The organism is Arcanobacterium haemolyticum DSM 20595 (assembly GCF_000092365.1).
In the GTDB taxonomy this organism is placed as follows: domain Bacteria; phylum Actinomycetota; class Actinomycetes; order Actinomycetales; family Actinomycetaceae; genus Arcanobacterium; species Arcanobacterium haemolyticum.
Genome location: NC_014218.1, coordinates 1,041,283 through 1,057,445, shown reverse-complemented (window position 1 = coordinate 1,057,445; position 16,163 = coordinate 1,041,283). Strand labels below are relative to the sequence as shown.

General features: G+C 52.3%; 18 protein-coding genes. 14 read left to right on the top strand and 4 right to left on the bottom strand.

The genetic code is table 11. The features are described from left to right. Positions 1-7 precede the first annotated feature (7 nt). From ARCH_RS04770 to ARCH_RS04735, 8 genes are read left to right on the top strand one after another with little or no spacing between them, the layout of a single operon-like run. Positions 8-739: a helix-turn-helix transcriptional regulator gene (locus ARCH_RS04770; protein ID WP_013170156.1), complete on the top strand. Its 732-nt coding sequence runs from the start codon at positions 8-10 to the stop codon at positions 737-739. A gap of 11 nt (positions 740-750) precedes the next feature. Next, complete coding sequence (sufB, locus tag ARCH_RS04765; RefSeq protein WP_049765895.1) at positions 751-2,178, top strand: Fe-S cluster assembly protein SufB; 1,428 nt, start codon at positions 751-753, stop codon at positions 2,176-2,178. After that, the gene (gene sufD, locus ARCH_RS04760; protein ID WP_013170154.1) at positions 2,178-3,308 is read left to right on the top strand and encodes a Fe-S cluster assembly protein SufD; all 1,131 of its coding nucleotides are present in this window, start codon (positions 2,178-2,180) and stop codon (positions 3,306-3,308) included. Before sufB ends, sufD begins: the two co-directional genes overlap by 1 nt. Then, positions 3,301-3,624, top strand: a complete 324-nt coding sequence (locus ARCH_RS04755; protein WP_013170153.1) for a Rieske (2Fe-2S) protein — start codon at positions 3,301-3,303, stop codon at positions 3,622-3,624. Before sufD ends, ARCH_RS04755 begins: the two co-directional genes overlap by 8 nt. A gap of 39 nt (positions 3,625-3,663) precedes the next feature. Next, positions 3,664-4,413, top strand: a complete 750-nt coding sequence (gene sufC, locus ARCH_RS04750) for a Fe-S cluster assembly ATPase SufC (RefSeq protein WP_013170152.1) — start codon at positions 3,664-3,666, stop codon at positions 4,411-4,413. A gap of 4 nt (positions 4,414-4,417) precedes the next feature. After that, positions 4,418-5,683: an aminotransferase class V-fold PLP-dependent enzyme gene (locus ARCH_RS04745; protein ID WP_013170151.1), complete on the top strand. Its 1,266-nt coding sequence runs from the start codon at positions 4,418-4,420 to the stop codon at positions 5,681-5,683. Between the two features lie 2 nt (positions 5,684-5,685). After that, complete coding sequence (gene sufU, locus ARCH_RS04740) at positions 5,686-6,144, top strand: Fe-S cluster assembly sulfur transfer protein SufU (protein WP_013170150.1); 459 nt, start codon at positions 5,686-5,688, stop codon at positions 6,142-6,144. Positions 6,145-6,170: 26 nt separating this feature from the next. Next, a complete protein-coding gene (locus ARCH_RS04735) occupies positions 6,171-6,488 on the top strand; it encodes a metal-sulfur cluster assembly factor (RefSeq protein ID WP_013170149.1) in 318 nt (105 codons plus the stop codon). 73 nt (positions 6,489-6,561) lie between these two features. Here ARCH_RS04735 and ypfJ read toward each other — a convergent pair whose 3' ends face one another. Continuing rightward, entirely contained in the window at positions 6,562-7,455 is an 894-nt protein-coding gene (ypfJ, locus tag ARCH_RS04730) for a KPN_02809 family neutral zinc metallopeptidase (protein WP_013170148.1), read from the bottom strand. Positions 7,456-7,564: 109 nt separating this feature from the next. On the opposite strand from ypfJ, the gene ARCH_RS04725 reads away from it, so the two are divergent. Next, positions 7,565-9,178, top strand: coding sequence for an ABC-F family ATP-binding cassette domain-containing protein (locus ARCH_RS04725; protein ID WP_013170147.1), 1,614 nt, complete (start codon positions 7,565-7,567; stop codon positions 9,176-9,178). 84 nt (positions 9,179-9,262) lie between these two features. Here the strand turns inward: ARCH_RS04725 and ARCH_RS04720 are convergent, their stop codons facing one another. Next, positions 9,263-10,522, bottom strand: coding sequence for a glucose-1-phosphate adenylyltransferase (locus tag ARCH_RS04720; protein WP_013170146.1), 1,260 nt, complete (start codon positions 10,520-10,522; stop codon positions 9,263-9,265). Positions 10,523-10,713: 191 nt separating this feature from the next. Here ARCH_RS04720 and glgA point away from each other — a divergent pair, with 191 nt between their 5' ends. From glgA to ARCH_RS04695, 5 genes are all read left to right on the top strand, one after another. After that, positions 10,714-11,937 (top strand): glycogen synthase, encoded by a 1,224-nt coding sequence (gene glgA / locus ARCH_RS04715; RefSeq protein ID WP_013170145.1) that lies wholly within the window; start codon positions 10,714-10,716, stop codon positions 11,935-11,937. Between the two features lie 38 nt (positions 11,938-11,975). Further along, entirely contained in the window at positions 11,976-12,761 is a 786-nt protein-coding gene (locus ARCH_RS04710; RefSeq protein WP_013170144.1) for an ABC transporter ATP-binding protein, read from the top strand. 65 nt (positions 12,762-12,826) lie between these two features. After that, complete coding sequence (locus ARCH_RS04705) at positions 12,827-13,246, top strand: NfeD family protein (protein ID WP_013170143.1); 420 nt, start codon at positions 12,827-12,829, stop codon at positions 13,244-13,246. Between the two features lie 25 nt (positions 13,247-13,271). Next, positions 13,272-14,330: an SPFH domain-containing protein gene (locus ARCH_RS04700; RefSeq protein WP_013170142.1), complete on the top strand. Its 1,059-nt coding sequence runs from the start codon at positions 13,272-13,274 to the stop codon at positions 14,328-14,330. Positions 14,331-14,395: 65 nt separating this feature from the next. Then, the gene (locus tag ARCH_RS04695) at positions 14,396-15,241 is read left to right on the top strand and encodes a TrmH family RNA methyltransferase (protein WP_013170141.1); all 846 of its coding nucleotides are present in this window, start codon (positions 14,396-14,398) and stop codon (positions 15,239-15,241) included. On the opposite strand, the gene ARCH_RS04690 is transcribed toward ARCH_RS04695, so the two are convergent. Both ARCH_RS04690 and ARCH_RS04685 read right to left on the bottom strand, forming a co-directional pair. Beyond that, positions 15,238-15,546 (bottom strand): helix-turn-helix domain-containing protein, encoded by a 309-nt coding sequence (locus ARCH_RS04690; RefSeq protein ID WP_013170140.1) that lies wholly within the window; start codon positions 15,544-15,546, stop codon positions 15,238-15,240. The genes ARCH_RS04695 and ARCH_RS04690 overlap by 4 nt on opposite strands. A 69-nt stretch (positions 15,547-15,615) precedes the next feature. Beyond that, on the bottom strand, positions 15,616-16,092 hold the full coding sequence (locus tag ARCH_RS04685; protein WP_013170139.1) for a tRNA (cytidine(34)-2'-O)-methyltransferase: 477 nt from the start codon (positions 16,090-16,092) through the stop codon (positions 15,616-15,618). Between the last annotated feature and the right edge of the window lie 71 nt (positions 16,093-16,163).

The window sequence follows — 16,163 nt, the reverse complement described above, 5'->3', positions numbered from 1 at the left end:
GGTGGCCATGACTGACGGAGAAGATGTAGGGACCTGCGAACAGATCCTACGCTTGATCGTTGAACGTGGTCCGATCACAGCAGGTGAACTCGCACGAATCTTAGTTCTCACTCCAGCGGCAGTTCGTCGTCACATATCATCCCTGGTTGCAGATGATCTTATTCAAACTCACGAAGGAAATAGCCAAGGTCCGGCACGCCGTGGGCGCCCATCGCGCCGGTACGTCGCTACCGCGGCAGGTCAGGAACTTCTTGGCCAAGGATATGCAGATCTTGCTAACCAAGCGTTGGCATTTTTACGAAACGAACTCGGAAACGAAGGAGTGGCTGAATTCGTTCAGGCACGTACTCAAAAACTCGAATCGCGATATCGCTCTATTCTGGAACGGTCTGGTGAATCGACTGCCGAAAAATCAGCTACTCTTGCGGAAGCACTTACAAAGGATGGATTCGTCGCAACGCTTAGGCGAGGTGGGCCTCACGCGTTAGCGATCCAGTTGTGCCAAGGGCATTGCCCAATCCAGGAAGTTGCTAAAGACTTCCCGGAAATGTGTGAAGCAGAGACCCAAGCATTTGCTCGTCTCTTAGGCGTCCCAATTCAGCGCCTCTCCACGCTAGCTAGCGGTGGTCACGTGTGTACAACAAACATCCTTTTAGGTATTCCACAAAACTTGCGGCCACGTCACGGTTCGCAACGCATCACGCCGGAAGAATCTGGCGATCGGGAAGGAAATAAATGACCCAAAGCGGGATGGGTTCACAAGAACAGCTAACCCAAGAAGAAACTATCGAAGCCATTGGAGGCTCGTACCAGTATGGGTGGCATGACACCGATACAGCTGGTGCTTCAGCAAAACGTGGTTTGAATGAAGACGTCGTTCGCGATATTTCTGAACGTAAGGGCGAACCAGAATGGATGCTGAAGAAGCGTTTGAAGTCGCTGAAGCTCTTCGAACGCCGTCCGATGCCAACCTGGGGCGCAGATCTTGGCAAAATCGATTTCGATTCGATCAAGTACTACGTGAAGTCCACAGAAGGTCAAGCAACCTCCTGGGAAGATCTCCCTGAAGACATCAAGAACACGTACGATCGGCTAGGCATCCCAGAAGCTGAAAAAGCACGCCTGGTTGCCGGTGTTGCAGCCCAGTACGAATCGGAAGTCGTTTACCACAAGATTCGTGAAGATCTTGAAGAACAAGGCGTTATCTTCCTCGATACCGATACCGGCCTACGCGAACATCCAGAAATCTTCCAAGAATACTTCGGTACAGCAATTCCATTAGGTGACAACAAGTTCGCCTCCTTAAATTCGGCAGTCTGGTCTGGCGGCTCCTTCGTCTACGTCCCTAAGGGCGTTCACGTGGAGATCCCACTTCAGGCATACTTCCGTATCAACACTGAGAACATGGGGCAGTTCGAACGTACGCTTATCATCGCTGACGAAGGCTCCTACGTTCACTACGTCGAAGGCTGCACAGCTCCAATCTACTCATCGGATTCGCTGCACTCCGCCGTCGTTGAAATCTTCGTCAAAAAGAACGCGCGAGTCCGTTACACAACCATCCAAAACTGGTCCAACAACGTCTTTAACCTGGTCACGAAGCGTGCAATGGTCGAAGAAGGCGGAACCATGGAATGGATCGATGGCAACATCGGTTCCAAAGTGACCATGAAGTACCCAGCCGTCTACCTCACGGGCGAACACGCACGCGGCGAAACGCTGTCGATCGCATTCGCAGGCGAGGGCCAATACCAGGACACCGGTTCGAAGATGGTTCACATGGCGCCGAATACGTCGTCGTCGATCGTGTCGAAGTCTGTTGCGCGCGGGGGTGGACGCTCCGCATACCGTGGCCTCGTTCAAATCGAAGAAAATGCACACAATTCGAAGTCAAACGTGCTGTGTGACGCACTCTTGGTTGATTCTATTTCCCGCTCTGATACATACCCGTACGTGGACGTACGTGTGGATGACGTCGAAATGGGCCACGAAGCAACCGTATCCAAAGTGTCTGAAGACCAACTCTTCTACCTCATGTCCCGAGGTATCGAAGAAACTGACGCCATGGCGATGATCGTGCGTGGCTTCGTTGAACCAATCGCACGCGAACTTCCGATGGAATACGCACTCGAATTGAATCGACTAATCGAACTTCAGATGGAAGGATCCGTCGGCTGATGTCGCAAGTAATGAACTCTCGCGCAGATCGCGCACTCTCATTCGATCTCGAAGCATTCCCAATCCCACACGGGCGCGAAGAAGATTGGCGCTTCACCCCGATCGAAAAAATCGACGACTTCTTCACAGGCGCCACAGACGAAACACCTGCCGTTACCGTGACCGGTGACGCTCGCTACGAACTCATCGCACGTGACGATTCGCGACTCGGCCGCGTATCTCCACCAGAAGATCGCACCTCCGTTGTTGAATGGAACGCGTTCACCCAGGCACACGCCATCACCCTCCCACGCGATACCAAACTCGAACACGAAACCGTGATCGCAGTGACCGGGCAGGGAAACACTGACGTTGCACCACTTCACGTATACGTTGAAGCAGAATCGCATTCAGAAGGAATCGTCGTCCTTACCCACAACGGAACTGGGCGAATCAACGAAGGTGTGGAAATCGTCGTCGGCGATGGAGCCCACCTCACGTTTGTTACCGTTCAAGAATGGGACGAAGGCACAGTACACACCGCCTCCAACCGAATCCGTATAGGACGCGACGCAACCCTGAAACACATCGTGGTTTCCCTAGGAGGATCGCTCGTACGCGTGGTGTCCTCCGTAGAATACTCCGCACCGGGAGCGAACGTGAATATGCTCGGCGCCTACTTCGTAGATGGTGGCCAACACATAGAAAACCGACTCCTCGTGGATCACAGCGTGCCAAACGCAATCTCCAACGTCACCTACAAAGGTGCGCTACAAGGAACCGACGCCCACTCTGTGTGGGTAGGCGATGTTCTCATCCGCCCAGAAGGAACCGGAACTAATACGTACGAACTCAACCGCAACCTCCTCCTTACCCGTGGAGCACGCGCAGATTCCGTACCAAATCTTGAAATCGAAACAGGCGAAATCGAAGGCGCCGGCCACGCATCTGCAACCGGCCGATTCGACGACGAGCAACTCTTCTACCTCATGTCCCGAGGCATCTCAGAAGACGAAGCCCGGCGCCTCGTAGTTCGCGGCTTCTTCGCTGAACTCATCCAACAAATCGGTGTGGAACAGGTGGAAGCGAAACTCATGCAAGCCATCGAAGCCGAACTCGATCTAACAATGGGGTGTGCAGATAATGCCTGACATTCGGGTATGCGCAACCTCCCAAGTAGAACCCGGAAACGTGGAAGGATTCGAACTTTCCACGCCAGACGGTGCCCCACTATCCGTGGCAGTAATTCATACAGAAAGCGGGCGCTGGTTCGCATCGCAAAACCGTTGCTCGCACGGGCGGTTCAAACTCTCCGAAGGATGGGTGGAAGATGACACGATCGAATGCACGCGCCACGGCGCCGCATTCGACCTGGCCACCGGCGATGTCATCACACCACCCGCAACCCAGCCGATCACCACTTATCCAGTGACATTAGACGGCACAGACGTCTATATCACCATCTAAAATCCCTAGTATTAAACGTTGAAGAGAAGAGAAAAACACGTGTCTACGCTCGACATTAAGAACCTGCACGTTTCCGTTGAAACAGCAGAAGGCCCGAAGCAGATCCTTCGCGGCGTAAACCTCACCATCAACTCCGGCGAAATCCACGCGATTATGGGCCCGAACGGGTCCGGAAAATCCACCCTGTCCTACGCCATCGCAGGCCACCCGAAGTACACCATCACCGAAGGCGACATCCTGCTTGACGGCGAAAACATCGCCGAAATGTCTGCCGATGAACGCGCCCGCGCTGGCGTTTTCTTGGCCATGCAGTACCCAGTTGAAGTGACTGGCGTGACCGTGACCAACTTCCTGCGCACCGCCAAGACCGCGATCGACGGCGAAGCACCAAAGTTGCGCGAATGGGTCAAGACCATGAAGAAGGCCATGGCCGATCTGAAGATCGACGACGACTTCGCGTCCCGCGATGTGAACGTCGGCTTTTCCGGCGGTGAAAAGAAGCGCGTTGAAACGCTCCAGCTGGAAATGCTCAAGCCAAAGTTCGCCGTGCTTGATGAAACGGATTCCGGCTTGGACGTGGATGCACTTCGGTTGGTTTCAGAAGGCGTTAACCGCGTTCACGAATCCACTCAGAATGGCGTTCTGCTGATCACCCACTACACCCGCATCCTCAACTACATCAAGCCTGATTTTGTGCATGTGTTCGTTGATGGCCGCGTGGCTGAATCTGGCGGGCCAGAACTTGCTGCAGTACTGGAAGCAGAAGGCTACGAAAAGTACGAAGGCTAAAACCGTGATTAGTGCACGAGTTGCACGGGCGGATTTCCCCATCTTGGGCCGTGATGCTCACGATGGGGTACCTCTCGTTTACCTTGATTCTGCTGCCACGTCGCAAAAACCATCTGTGGTGATGGAAACGGTTGCAGAACAAGAACTGATGCATAACGGCGCTGTGAATCGCGGTTCGCATATATTGGCGGCTGAATCAACGATTGCGGTTGAGGATGCGCGCGCGAAGGTGGCCGCGTTTGTGGGGGCGTTCCCTGACGAAATTTCGTGGACCAAGAATTCAACAGAAGCATTGAATGCTGTTGCGTACACGTTTGTGAATGAATCGCTTGACGCGCGGAGAGGGAAAAAGACTCCGTTTGCGTTGCGCGAAGGCGATAATATAGTGGTCACTCGCGCTGAACACCATGCGAACCTGATCCCGTGGCAAGAGGTGTGCCGCAAGCTGGGCGTGGAGTTGCGCTGGCTGGATCTAATGCCTGACGGGCAGATTGCTCTTGGCACGCTTAGCGTGATTGATGGGCATACGCGAGTTGTGGCGTTCACACACATTTCCAACGTGACGGGCGCGATTTCTCCTGTGGAAACGATCGTTGCGGCGGCACGTGCAGTCGGTGCATTTGTTGTGTTGGATGCCTGCCAGTCCACTCCGCATATTCCGGTGGATTTTCACCAGGTGGATCCAGATTTTGCCGTTTTTTCTGGGCATAAGATGATGGGGCCAACGGGGATTGGGGCGCTGTATGTGAAGCGTGAGTTGGGGCGGCGTATGCCTCCGTTCTTGACTGGCGGTTCGATGGTGGAATTAGTGACGATGGAGAAAACCACGTTTGCTATGCCACCAGCGCGTTTTGAGGCTGGGACTCAGCCAGTGGCTCAGATCGTTGGATTTGGGGCTGCGGTTGATTATCTTTCCACAGTTGGCATGAAGACGGTTGCCGAACATGAGAAGGCGTTGACTGCGTATACGTTGGAACAGATGCGCAACCTGGATGGGATTCGTATTTTGGGGCCAGTTTCTGCGGAAGATCGCGTGGGCGTGATTGCGTTCGACGTTTCGGGGGTTCATCCTCACGACGTCGGGCAGATTCTTGATGCTTCTGGCGTTGCGATCCGTGTGGGGCACCATTGTGCTCAGCCGATTCATCAGCATTTCGGCGTTTTCGCGTCGTCACGAGTATCGTTCGGCCCGTATAATACGGAAGATGATGTGAACGTATTCCTTGAGGGGCTGGCGCGTGTGCGCTCGTACTTTGGGGTGGAAGGATAGTCATGAGCGATCTTGATCAGATGTACCAACAGATTATTCTTGATGCTTCGCGTGAACGGCACGGTGAGGGGCATCTGGATGACGCTGGGGGAGAGTCTTTCCAAGTGAACCCAACGTGTGGCGATCAGGCCACGATGCGAGTGAAGTTGTCTAGTGACGGCTCGCGTTTAGAAAAGGTTGCGTGGGAAGGTCAAGGTTGTTCGATTTCGCAGGCTTCCTTGTCTATCATGCACGATTTAGTTGAGGGCAAAACTATTGAAGAATTCGACGAATTGTTCGATGCTTTCCGTGACATGATGGATCAGCGTGGACTTGAGATGGACGACGACCTTGCCGATCTTCTCGACGATGCTTCTGCCTTCCAAGGAGTGTCCAAATTCCCGATGCGTATTAAGTGTGCGTTGTTAGGTTGGATGGCGTTGCGTGACGCTACTGATCAGGCATTGCAGGATCAGCAGTAATATTTAAATCAAGCTAAGGAGTATATATGACCGATTCTCAGGTCACAGTTGAAGAGCTAGAAGAAGCCCTTCGCGATGTGATTGATCCCGAACTGGGGATTAACATCGTTGATCTTGGCTTGTTGTATGGGCTAACGATTGATGGCGATTCGGCGGTTGCTGATATGACATTGACATCGGCGGCATGCCCGCTGACTGACGTCATTGAAGAACAAGCCGCGATGGCCGTGGCTAACCTAGTGAAAGAATTCCGGATTAATTGGGTGTGGCTTCCACCATGGGGCCCAGATCGGATTACGGAAGATGGCCGAGACCAGCTACGTGCTCTCGGATTTAACGTCTGATCGGATATGTGAAGAGGCGGCAGGGGATTCCTGCCGCCTCTTGTGACTTCTGGTTTCTTGTCCAGTTGTAAGGTTACGGGGTGGGAACGCTCCATGTATCGCACGCGTTGTATGTGCCGTTTTCGATGCCAACTTTGAGCCATTCAAGCCGTTTCGCTGCTGAACCGTGAGAGAAGTTATCTGGATTCGCGCGGCGGCCAGAAATTTCAGCGATATGATCATCGCCAACGGCTGATGCTGCTTCAAGAGCTGACGTGAGTTCGGCATCTGTTGGTTGCTTCATAAAAGGGATGCCAGTATCTGGATCCACCGTGGTAGATGCGTGGTGAATCCAAGCACCAGCTAAACAATCAGCCTGGAGTTCAGAACGAACCATGGAGGATTGGGGGCCAGATGAACGGTGATCGATTTGTTGTAGTACGCCTGTTTGAAGCTGAATATGGTGGCCCCATTCGTGTGCCAAAATGTAGAGTTGAGCCAAAGGCGCGTTCTTCGCTCCTAGGCGTTCTAGCTGGTTGAAGAAAGAAACGTCAATATAAATCGTGTCATCGCCTGGGCAGAAGAACGGACCTTGTTGAGATGAGGCGGTGCCACACGCGGTGTTTACTCCATTGGAGAAGAGCGTGAAGCCAGGCGTTTTGTGTTTGATCCCCGTATCTTTTGGTAGCTGAGCATTCCACATTTCGTTAATGGAATTTTGCCCAGCAACCATCCGGCATTCAACTTTAGTGTTCGCATCTTTGCCTGAACGGCATTCCTGTTCTAATGAACTTTGGCTTTGTTGTGAGGTTTGTGATTGTTGCGCAGAACCGATGATTGTTTCAAGTGGTGGTAGTTGCCCCGTGAAAAGGAAATAGATGAGCACACCGGCAAGTCCTAGACCACCGATTCCGCCTGCTGCAACTTTTCCCCCGCCTCCACGGCGAGTTCCTGACGTATCTAGCGTGATGTCATTATTAAAACTCATGTGCATTCCTCACTCGATGGGGATAGTACTGCGAGTCTACACGGTTGGTGTGGGGAGCTACACCACGAGCGAGATATAGAGAAACGCAGGAGATAGGTAAACTAGGAGGGTGATTCATACCCAAGATCTTTCAATGAATATTGGCACACGCACCCTCATGGCTGGAGCAACTCTTCACGTCGATAAGGGCTCTGCCATCGGTTTGGTTGGCCGTAACGGTGCTGGCAAAACAACACTTCTACGCCTACTTGCTGGAGAAGGCACAACATCGGAAGTTGTGGAACACGCTGGTATGATCAGCCGAAAAGGCTCCATTGGGTATCTAGCACAAGATCCACGAATTGGTGATCCTCATCAAACAGCACGCGATCGTATCCTGTCTGCTCGTGGAATTGAACAGACTTTGCGTTCGCTTGAACGCGCTGAGCATGATATGGCCACCCTCACCGGTGCTAAGCAGCAAAAAGCTATGGAAAAGTATGTACGTCTAGATATGCAGTTCACTGCTGCAGGTGGCTACGCTGCCAAAGCTGAAGCCGCGCAGATTTCTGCATCCCTTGGACTACCGGAACGCGTGCTTGATCAAGAACTGCACACGCTATCGGGTGGTCAGCGCCGCCGTGTTGAGCTTGCCCGTGTACTTTTTTCTGGAGCAGATACGCTTCTTCTGGATGAACCAACGAACCATCTTGATCACGATTCTATTATCTGGCTTCGAGATTGGCTCAAGGCGTATTCCGGCGGGTATGTGGTGATCTCCCACTCTGTTGAATTGCTACGCGAAACCGTCAATCAGATCTGGTATCTGGATGCTAACCGTTCCGTCATCGATATTTATTCGATGGGCTGGGATGCGTATCTTAAACAGCGGGAAAGTGACGAAGCCCGTCGTCGTCGTGAACGCGCAAACGCAGAAAAGAAAGCCGCCGCGCTCACCGCGCAAGCAAATAAAATGCGTGCCAAAGCCACCAAGGCAGTCGCGGCCCAAAACATGCTCAAGCGAGCCGAAAAACTCGTTGGCGATCTGGAAGAAACTCGCGCTGCAGAAAAAGTTGCTCACCTGCGGTTCCCTGAACCCGCGCCGTCAGGAAAAACACCACTTTTGGCAAAAGGACTCTCCAAATCGTATGGTTCGCTAGAAATCTTCGCGGGGCTCGATCTGGCTATCGATCGCGGATCTCGCGTGGTTGTGCTCGGCTATAACGGTGCCGGAAAAACCACGCTCCTGCGTATCCTTGCCGGCGTGGAAGAATCTGATACAGGGGAAGTCATCGCAGGTCATGGCTTGAAACTGGGATACTATGCTCAGGAACATGACACGATTGATACCAACAAAACCGTGGTCGAAAACTTGCGCTATGTGGCCCCAGAACTTGATGATACTGGCGTGCGTTCCGTGCTCGGATCGTTCCTTTTCTCCGGAGATGACGCGGATAAACCCGCAGGTGTACTCTCTGGCGGTGAAAAAACGCGTCTGGCGTTGGCGATGCTCGTCGTCTCCGCCGCGAATGTCCTACTCCTGGACGAACCAACCAACAACCTTGATCCAGCATCGCGCGAAGAAATCCTGCGCGCCCTACGTAAATATGAAGGCGCCGTCATTCTTGTGACTCACGATGAAGGCGCAGTGGAAGCACTCGATCCTGAACGCGTGCTCCTTTTACCTGATGGAGATGAGGATCTCTGGTCCGATGATTACCTCGAACTGATTGCGATCGCCTGATAGCAACGCACTTCCTAGCCGGGATGCAACAGCGCCTAACCGAAGTATCGGCTAGGCGCTGCGCATGGAGTGGAGATCCGTGGGTCAGTCCCGTTTGATGTGAACTCCCTTTGGAACAACGACTATGCCACCTTCTGATACCCAACATCCGCGGGCCTTATCGTGTTCATGATCGATGCCGATCTGGGCGCCTTCGTCGATCTTTACGTATTTATCTACGATTGCACGGATCACTGTGGCGTTTCGGCCAACGTTGACGCCGTCGAAAAGGACGGAATCGCGAACGGAGGACCAGGAATTGACGCGGACGTGTGGTGAGAGCACGGATGCGATCACTTCACCGCCGGAGATGATCACGCCGGGGGAGATGACTGAATCGAGTGCGTGGCCCAATCGTTCGTGGTGGCCATAGACGAACTTGGCCGGTGGTAAACCAGTGTAGCCCGTGTAGAGCGGCCAATCCGTGTTATAGAGATTGAAGATTGGGTTGATGGCAATCAGATCTTGATTCGCTTCGTGGAACATGTCAATTGTGCCGACGTCACGCCAGTAGTTGCGATCGCGTTCGGTGGATCCTGGGATTTCGTTGTATGTGAAATCGTAGACCCCACAATCGCCTCGGTTAACGAACATTGGGACGATGTCGCCACCCATATCGTGGTTGGATGAATCGTTTTCGGCGTCAGTGTAGAGCGCGTCTACGAGTGCGTCCGCACTGAACACGTAGTTTCCCATGGATGCCAGGAATTCGTTCGGGGAATCTGGCAGGCCGTCAACGTGTTCTGGCTTTTCAAGGAATTGGCGAACCTTCGTGGAATCGGTTGGATCCGTATCGATCACACCGAAGGAGGAGCACATCTCTAGTGGCTGGCGGAGGCCCGCTACTGTGAGGCCGCAACCAGATTCGATGTGCTGGGCTACCATCTGGGAGAAGTCCATACGGTAAATGTTGTCCGCGCCAGTGATCACAACGTAATCTGGGCGTTCGTCATCCAGAATGTTGAGGGACTGAAATACGGCGTCCGCAGAACCAGAGAACCAACTTTTGCCCACACGTTGCTGTGCTGGAACAGGAGCAATGTAGTTATCCAGAAGGGTGGACATGCGCCACGTTTGGGAAATGTGGCGGTCGAGTGAATGGGACTTGTACTGGGTGAGCACAACAACCTTGAGGTATCCCGAGTTCACTAAGTTTGACAGGGAAAAATCGATGAGTCGGTAAATGCCGCCAAAGGGGACTGCTGGTTTGGCGCGATCTTGTGTGAGCGGCATGAGACGTTTGCCTTCGCCACCTGCAAGAACGATCGCCAGAACACGTGGTTTTGATCTTCTTACTCCATACATAGTGCCAACTTTAACGAAGTGCGTCAGCTAGTGGGGGATATTTGGACATTTACCTGAGCAATGTCGAATATTTGCAAAAAGTTTCCATTATTCTGCAAGAAATTACCGTACTTGCGTGAGAATATTTTCGTTGTTTTACACGAAAACACGCTATTGTTAAGTCAGAATCAAGCTCCACGAAAGGAAAAACCATGCGGGTCGATCTGCTGACACGTGAATATCCACCACACATCTATGGAGGCGCTGGAGTCCATGTTGCCGAACTTTCTAAGGTTTTAGCAGCACATGCGGATGTTCATGTTCACGCGTTTGACGGCCCTCGGGAACCTGGCGCATATGATTCTATTCGGGTTACTGGTTATGACTATCTTGATGGGCTTGAAAGTGCGAATTCTGCGTTGAAGACTTTCGGTGTGGATTTGGCGATGGCCGGTGGAGTGGGAGGAACGGACATCGTTCATTCTCACACGTGGTATGCGAATATGGCGGGGCACTGGGCATCATTGTTACACGAAGTGCCGCACGTGATTTCGGCTCATTCGTTGGAGCCGTTGCGCCCGTGGAAACGGGAGCAGCTTGGTGGCGGTTATAATGTTTCTTCGTGGGCGGAAAAGACCGCGTATGAAGCGGCTGACGGCATTATTGCTGTGTCTCATGCGATGCGTGCTGATATTTTGCGTTGTTACCCGAACGTGGATCCAAGCAAGGTTCACGTTATTCATAATGGTATTGATCTTGATGGGTGGCGTGCTCCTGAAACAGATGAAGAAATCGCAGCGGCGCGGGCTTACACCGAATCGTACGGCTTAAATCCGGACGCACCTACGATCGCGTTTGTTGGGCGGATTACGCGCCAGAAGGGTGTGCCTGGTTTGTTGCGTGCGCTTGAATATGTGCCAGCGGACGTTCAAGTTATTTTGTGTGCGGGTGCTCCAGATACTCCAGAGATTTTGGCGGAGACTCAAGGACTTGTTCGCGGGCTTCAAGAGCACCGTGATTCTGTTGTGTGGATTGACGAACACCTTCCGCGTTTGCAAATTCAGCAGCTTCTTGCGTGTTCTACTGCTTTCGTTACGCCATCGGTGTATGAACCATTGGGGATTGTGAATTTGGAAGCGATGGCGATGGGGCTTCCGGTTGTTGGGACAGCTACCGGTGGTATTCCTGATTGTATCGACGACGACGTGACGGGCACGCTTGTTCCGATCGAACAGCTTGATGACGGCACCGGTACCCCGGTTGATCCAGACACGTTTGAGCGTGATCTGGGTGAAGCGTTGGCGGCTATGGTTGCAGATCCAGAGCGTGCTGCTGCGATGGGTAAGGCTGGCCGTGAGCGTGTTGAAGAAATGTTCTCGTGGGAATCGATTGCTGTCAAAACTATGGAGTTTTACCGAGCAATTCTCAATCGCTGAACTACTGTTTTGATGCCAAGATGATTTAGGCTTGTTGTATGGGTGAAGTTTTAGACGTAAAAAATGTCATTGTTCAGCGTAACGGAAATGCGATTCTTAACGACGTCACGTGGCGTGTTAATGATGGTGAGCGATGGGTGATTCTGGGTGCAAACGGTGCCGGTAAGACTACGCTGATTTCTATTGCGTCTGGGCGTATGCAACCGACCTCTGGTGATGTTGCGATTGTAGGGGAAAGGCTCGATAGTGCAGATATGGCAGAAATGAAGGCGCTGGTAGGCGTGGCTTCGTCTGCTGTGGATGCCAAGATTTCTGCTCGGGAAACTGTACTTGATGTTGTTCGCACGGCCGCATATGGAAAAATCACGGCGTGGAATGAACGCTACGAGGACGAAGATACGGAGCGTGCTCTAGGGTTGTTGGCAACGTTGGGTGTTGCTCACGCGGCAGATCGTACGTTTGGTTCTCTTTCTTCTGGTGAACGTAAGCGGGTAGGAATTGCGCGCGCTCTTATGTCAGATCCGGAAATTCTTGTTCTTGATGAACCTGCATCTGGTCTTGATTTTGGTGGCCGTGAAAAGCTACTTGAGACGCTGAGCGATCTTGCACAGGCTGTGTATGCTCCAGTGATGGTGTTGGTAACTCACCACATGGAAGAAATTCCTGCCGGGTTTACGCACGCATTGCTGATGAAGGATGGCAAGGTGTTTGCTGCGGGGGAGATTTCATCTGTTCTTACTGATGTGAACATCTCTGATGCTTTTGGTATCCCTGCGCGGATCGAACACGTCAATGGACGGTATTTCGCAACATCACGCCGGTAATGTCTATCTTTTCTGGCCTGGTCGGGTAAGATATCTATACGATCAGGTCCAAAGAAAGGACTCCAATGGCTTGGGGAATTTGGGCAATAATTTCGGCAGTGTTGCTGATTTTAGAAATGCTTACCGTTGATTTTACGTTCACGATGGTGGCAGGTGGTGCTCTTGCAGCCGCAGGTGTTTCCGCTTTAGGCGGGAATCTTGTGATGCAGGTTGCCACGTTTGCCGTTGTCTCAACAGTGCTTCTGTTGGTGGTACGTCCGTGGGCACGAAAGCATATCAATAATTCATCCACCGGTGAATCTAATGTGTATGCGCTAGTTGGCCGTGGCGGTATTGCCCTGAGTGCGATTGATGAAAACTCTGGGCAGGCAAAAATCGGCGGTGACGTGTGGAGTGCATCTACACTCGAAGGTCCTATTGAACCGGATACGGCAGTGATTGTCAGTGCTGTTGAAGGCGCTCGAGTCGTTGTTGTCACGGCCTAATGTTAATGAAAGGTAGGTGTCTTTGATGGGAAATGAACCAGATATCGCATCGGTTATTCTTCTTGTTGTTCTAGGCATCCTTGCTCTGCTTATTGTTGTTGCTGTATGGCGTGCAGTTTTGCAGGTTCACCAGGGCTTCACTGTGATTGTTGAACGCTTGGGAAAGTATCATAAGACTCTCAAACCGGGGCTTCACTTCCTCGTGCCGTTTATTGATTCTGTACGTCAACGAATCGATATGCGTGAACAGGTTGTACCATTCCCACCGCAACCAGTTATTACATCTGACAATATTGTGGTGAACATTGATACGGTCATCTACTATCAGGTCACTCAGCCTGAAGCAGCAACCTATGAGATCGCGAATCCGATGGCGGCTATCGAACAGTTGGCTGTGACAACGCTTCGTAACATCATCGGCTCCATGGATATGGAACAGGCCCTAACCGGCCGTGATCAGATCAATGGGCAACTTCGTGGCGTTCTTGATGAAGCAACTGGCCGCTGGGGTATTCGTGTTTCGCGCGTGGAACTCAAAGCAATTGATCCGCCGGCAACCGTCCAATCTGCAATGGAACAGCAGATGAAGGCAGAACGTGATCGCCGTGCAGCGATTTTGACTGCCGAAGGTATCAAGCAATCTGCGATTCTTACAGCTGAAGGCGAAAAGCAATCTCAGATTCTTCGTGCCGAAGGCCAAGCACAAGCTGCTATTTTGCAGGCACAGGGTGAATCCCGTGCTATTTTGCAGGTCTTTGATGCAATCCATCGTGGCAACGCTGATCCTAAGCTCCTGTCGTACGAATACCTGAAGATGCTGCCGGAAATTGCGCAATCGTCGTCGTCGAAGCTATGGATTGTTCCAACTGAACTCACCGCGGCTCTCAATGCAGTTACTGCCGGTTTCACCGGCAAAGCTGGCGATGAGAACGTGAAGGTTGATTTCAGCGGGCTTGATGATGGTGAATTTGCAACGTCGCTTGCGAATACAAGTCTGCAAAGCACGGACGAAGCGCTGGCAGATGCGAAAGATGAAGCCAGCCGGGCAACTGAAGTAGCGGAAGAAACAGGCCAAAACCTGTAACTTTAGGCAACCGACTCCACAAGACTCCCCACGGTTTTCCGTGGGGAGTCTTGTACACTAGAAGCGTGATTATTGAGCTAGAAACGTTAGACGATCCGCGGCTTGCGGACTACACAAAACTTACTGATGTGGCGCTACGCAAAAGCCTCGAAGCCGAACGCGGCCTCTACATGGCTGAAGGTGATAAAGTTATTGGCCGGGCCATCAATGCGGGGCATACGCCACGGTCGTTTATTATGTCTGCTCGTTGGCTTGAAACGTTACAGCCAATAATCGAACAAGCTACAGGGCACGCCGATGGTGGCGATATTCCTGTGTATGTTGCGTCGGAAGAGCTTATCGAAGAACTTACCGGCTTTCATGTTCACCGTGGTGCTCTGGCCGCAATGAACCGGCCTGAACTACCATCGGTAGAAGAGTTTCTTGGGCCTGATAGTACGGCGCGGCGAATCATTGTGTTAGAAAACCTCGTTAACCACACCAACGTTGGGGCCGTGTTCCGTTCGATGGCGGCCCTTGGTTTTGATGCGGTGTTATTGACTGATTCGGCATCTGACCCGTTGTATCGGCGTGCCGTGCGCGTATCGATGGGGACCGTTTTCCAGGTGCCGTGGACTCGGATTCCGCACTGGCCACGCTCCATGCAAATGTTGAAAGATCGGGGCTGGATTACGGCGTCGTTGGCGTTGCGTGATGATGCTTTGCCACTGGATCAGTTCGCCCAGTTGCCGGACGTGATGGCGCCTGATTCGAAGGTGGCGTTGATTTTGGGTACAGAAGGTGACGGGTTGAGCGCAGCAACTATCTCGCATGCGGATCATGCCGTGGTGATTCCGATGGCAGGCGGGGTCGATTCGCTCAACGTGGCAGCGGCTGGTGCTGTGGCGGCGTGGGAGTTGCGCGTTCGTTAGATGCGTTCTTGCGCGTTCATGTGAGCTTCCGTGAGGTGGTAGGCCTTGATCGCATCGTTGAGAAGTACCGAGACGGGGATATCAAGCACTTTTGACAGTTTGATAAGAGTGCTGAGCCGCGGGTTAAGTGGCGAGTTACGTTTACGATCTGATCGCCCGTATTCCATTTGCTGATAGTGTTCACGGTTGATGTCTGCTTCGTTGGCTACTTGTTCTTGCGTTTTGCCAAGTTCTTTTCGACGGCGAGTAAGCGTTTTTCCTAAAACCGTTCCGAGTACCCGTTCTGCGTATGAATAGTCAGTCATACCTCCAAGGATTGAGGTATACCCGGCGTAAGTCAGCGGGGTAAATCCGGTATCCTTGGAGGTGACGTTTTAAGAAATAGGTGCAGCCGACGGGAATCCTAACTGACGCCATGCTTCATAGACGACGATCGATGCTGAATTTGCCAGGTTAAGTGAACGGCGGCCTGGGAGCATGGGGATGCGTAGATGCTTGGTGAGGTAGGGATCGTTCAATACCTCATCGGGGAGTCCAGTTGGTTCTGTGCCAAACAACAAGATGTCGCCATCTTGATACTGCTCATCTGCGTAATTGTTTTCTGTGTGTGATGTGAAAGCAAAAACGCGCCGATCGTCACCGAAATATTCTTTTGCTGCTTCCCAGTTCGGGTGGATAACCACGTCCGCCAAATCGTGGTAGTCCAAACCAGCGCGACGCAAGTGAGCGTCGTCGAAATTAAACGCTAGTGGCTCAATGAGGTGAAGGCGCGCACCAGTGCAAGCCGCGAGGCGAATCGCGTTACCGGTGTTGCCAGGAATCTTTGGTTCATGAAATACGAAATCTAACACGTTTTAAGGGTAGCTCAAAAGTGTCATCCGTTTTATGTGGGAGGCAGATCATAGATTATCGAACATAGGTT

Coding starts and splice junctions, on each gene's coding strand:
- ARCH_RS04770 (WP_013170156.1), top strand. CDS start 8: ATGACTGACGGAGAAGATGTAGGGACCTGCGAACAGATCCTACGCTTG.
- sufB (WP_049765895.1), top strand. CDS start 751: ATGGGTTCACAAGAACAGCTAACCCAAGAAGAAACTATCGAAGCCATT.
- sufD (WP_013170154.1), top strand. CDS start 2,178: ATGTCGCAAGTAATGAACTCTCGCGCAGATCGCGCACTCTCATTCGAT.
- ARCH_RS04755 (WP_013170153.1), top strand. CDS start 3,301: ATGCCTGACATTCGGGTATGCGCAACCTCCCAAGTAGAACCCGGAAAC.
- sufU (WP_013170150.1), top strand. CDS start 5,686: ATGAGCGATCTTGATCAGATGTACCAACAGATTATTCTTGATGCTTCG.
- ARCH_RS04735 (WP_013170149.1), top strand. CDS start 6,171: ATGACCGATTCTCAGGTCACAGTTGAAGAGCTAGAAGAAGCCCTTCGC.
- ypfJ (WP_013170148.1), bottom strand. CDS start 7,455: ATGAGTTTTAATAATGACATCACGCTAGATACGTCAGGAACTCGCCGT.
- ARCH_RS04720 (WP_013170146.1), bottom strand. CDS start 10,522: ATGTATGGAGTAAGAAGATCAAAACCACGTGTTCTGGCGATCGTTCTT.
- glgA (WP_013170145.1), top strand. CDS start 10,714: ATGCGGGTCGATCTGCTGACACGTGAATATCCACCACACATCTATGGA.
- ARCH_RS04710 (WP_013170144.1), top strand. CDS start 11,976: ATGGGTGAAGTTTTAGACGTAAAAAATGTCATTGTTCAGCGTAACGGA.
- ARCH_RS04705 (WP_013170143.1), top strand. CDS start 12,827: ATGGCTTGGGGAATTTGGGCAATAATTTCGGCAGTGTTGCTGATTTTA.
- ARCH_RS04700 (WP_013170142.1), top strand. CDS start 13,272: ATGGGAAATGAACCAGATATCGCATCGGTTATTCTTCTTGTTGTTCTA.
- ARCH_RS04690 (WP_013170140.1), bottom strand. CDS start 15,546: ATGACTGACTATTCATACGCAGAACGGGTACTCGGAACGGTTTTAGGA.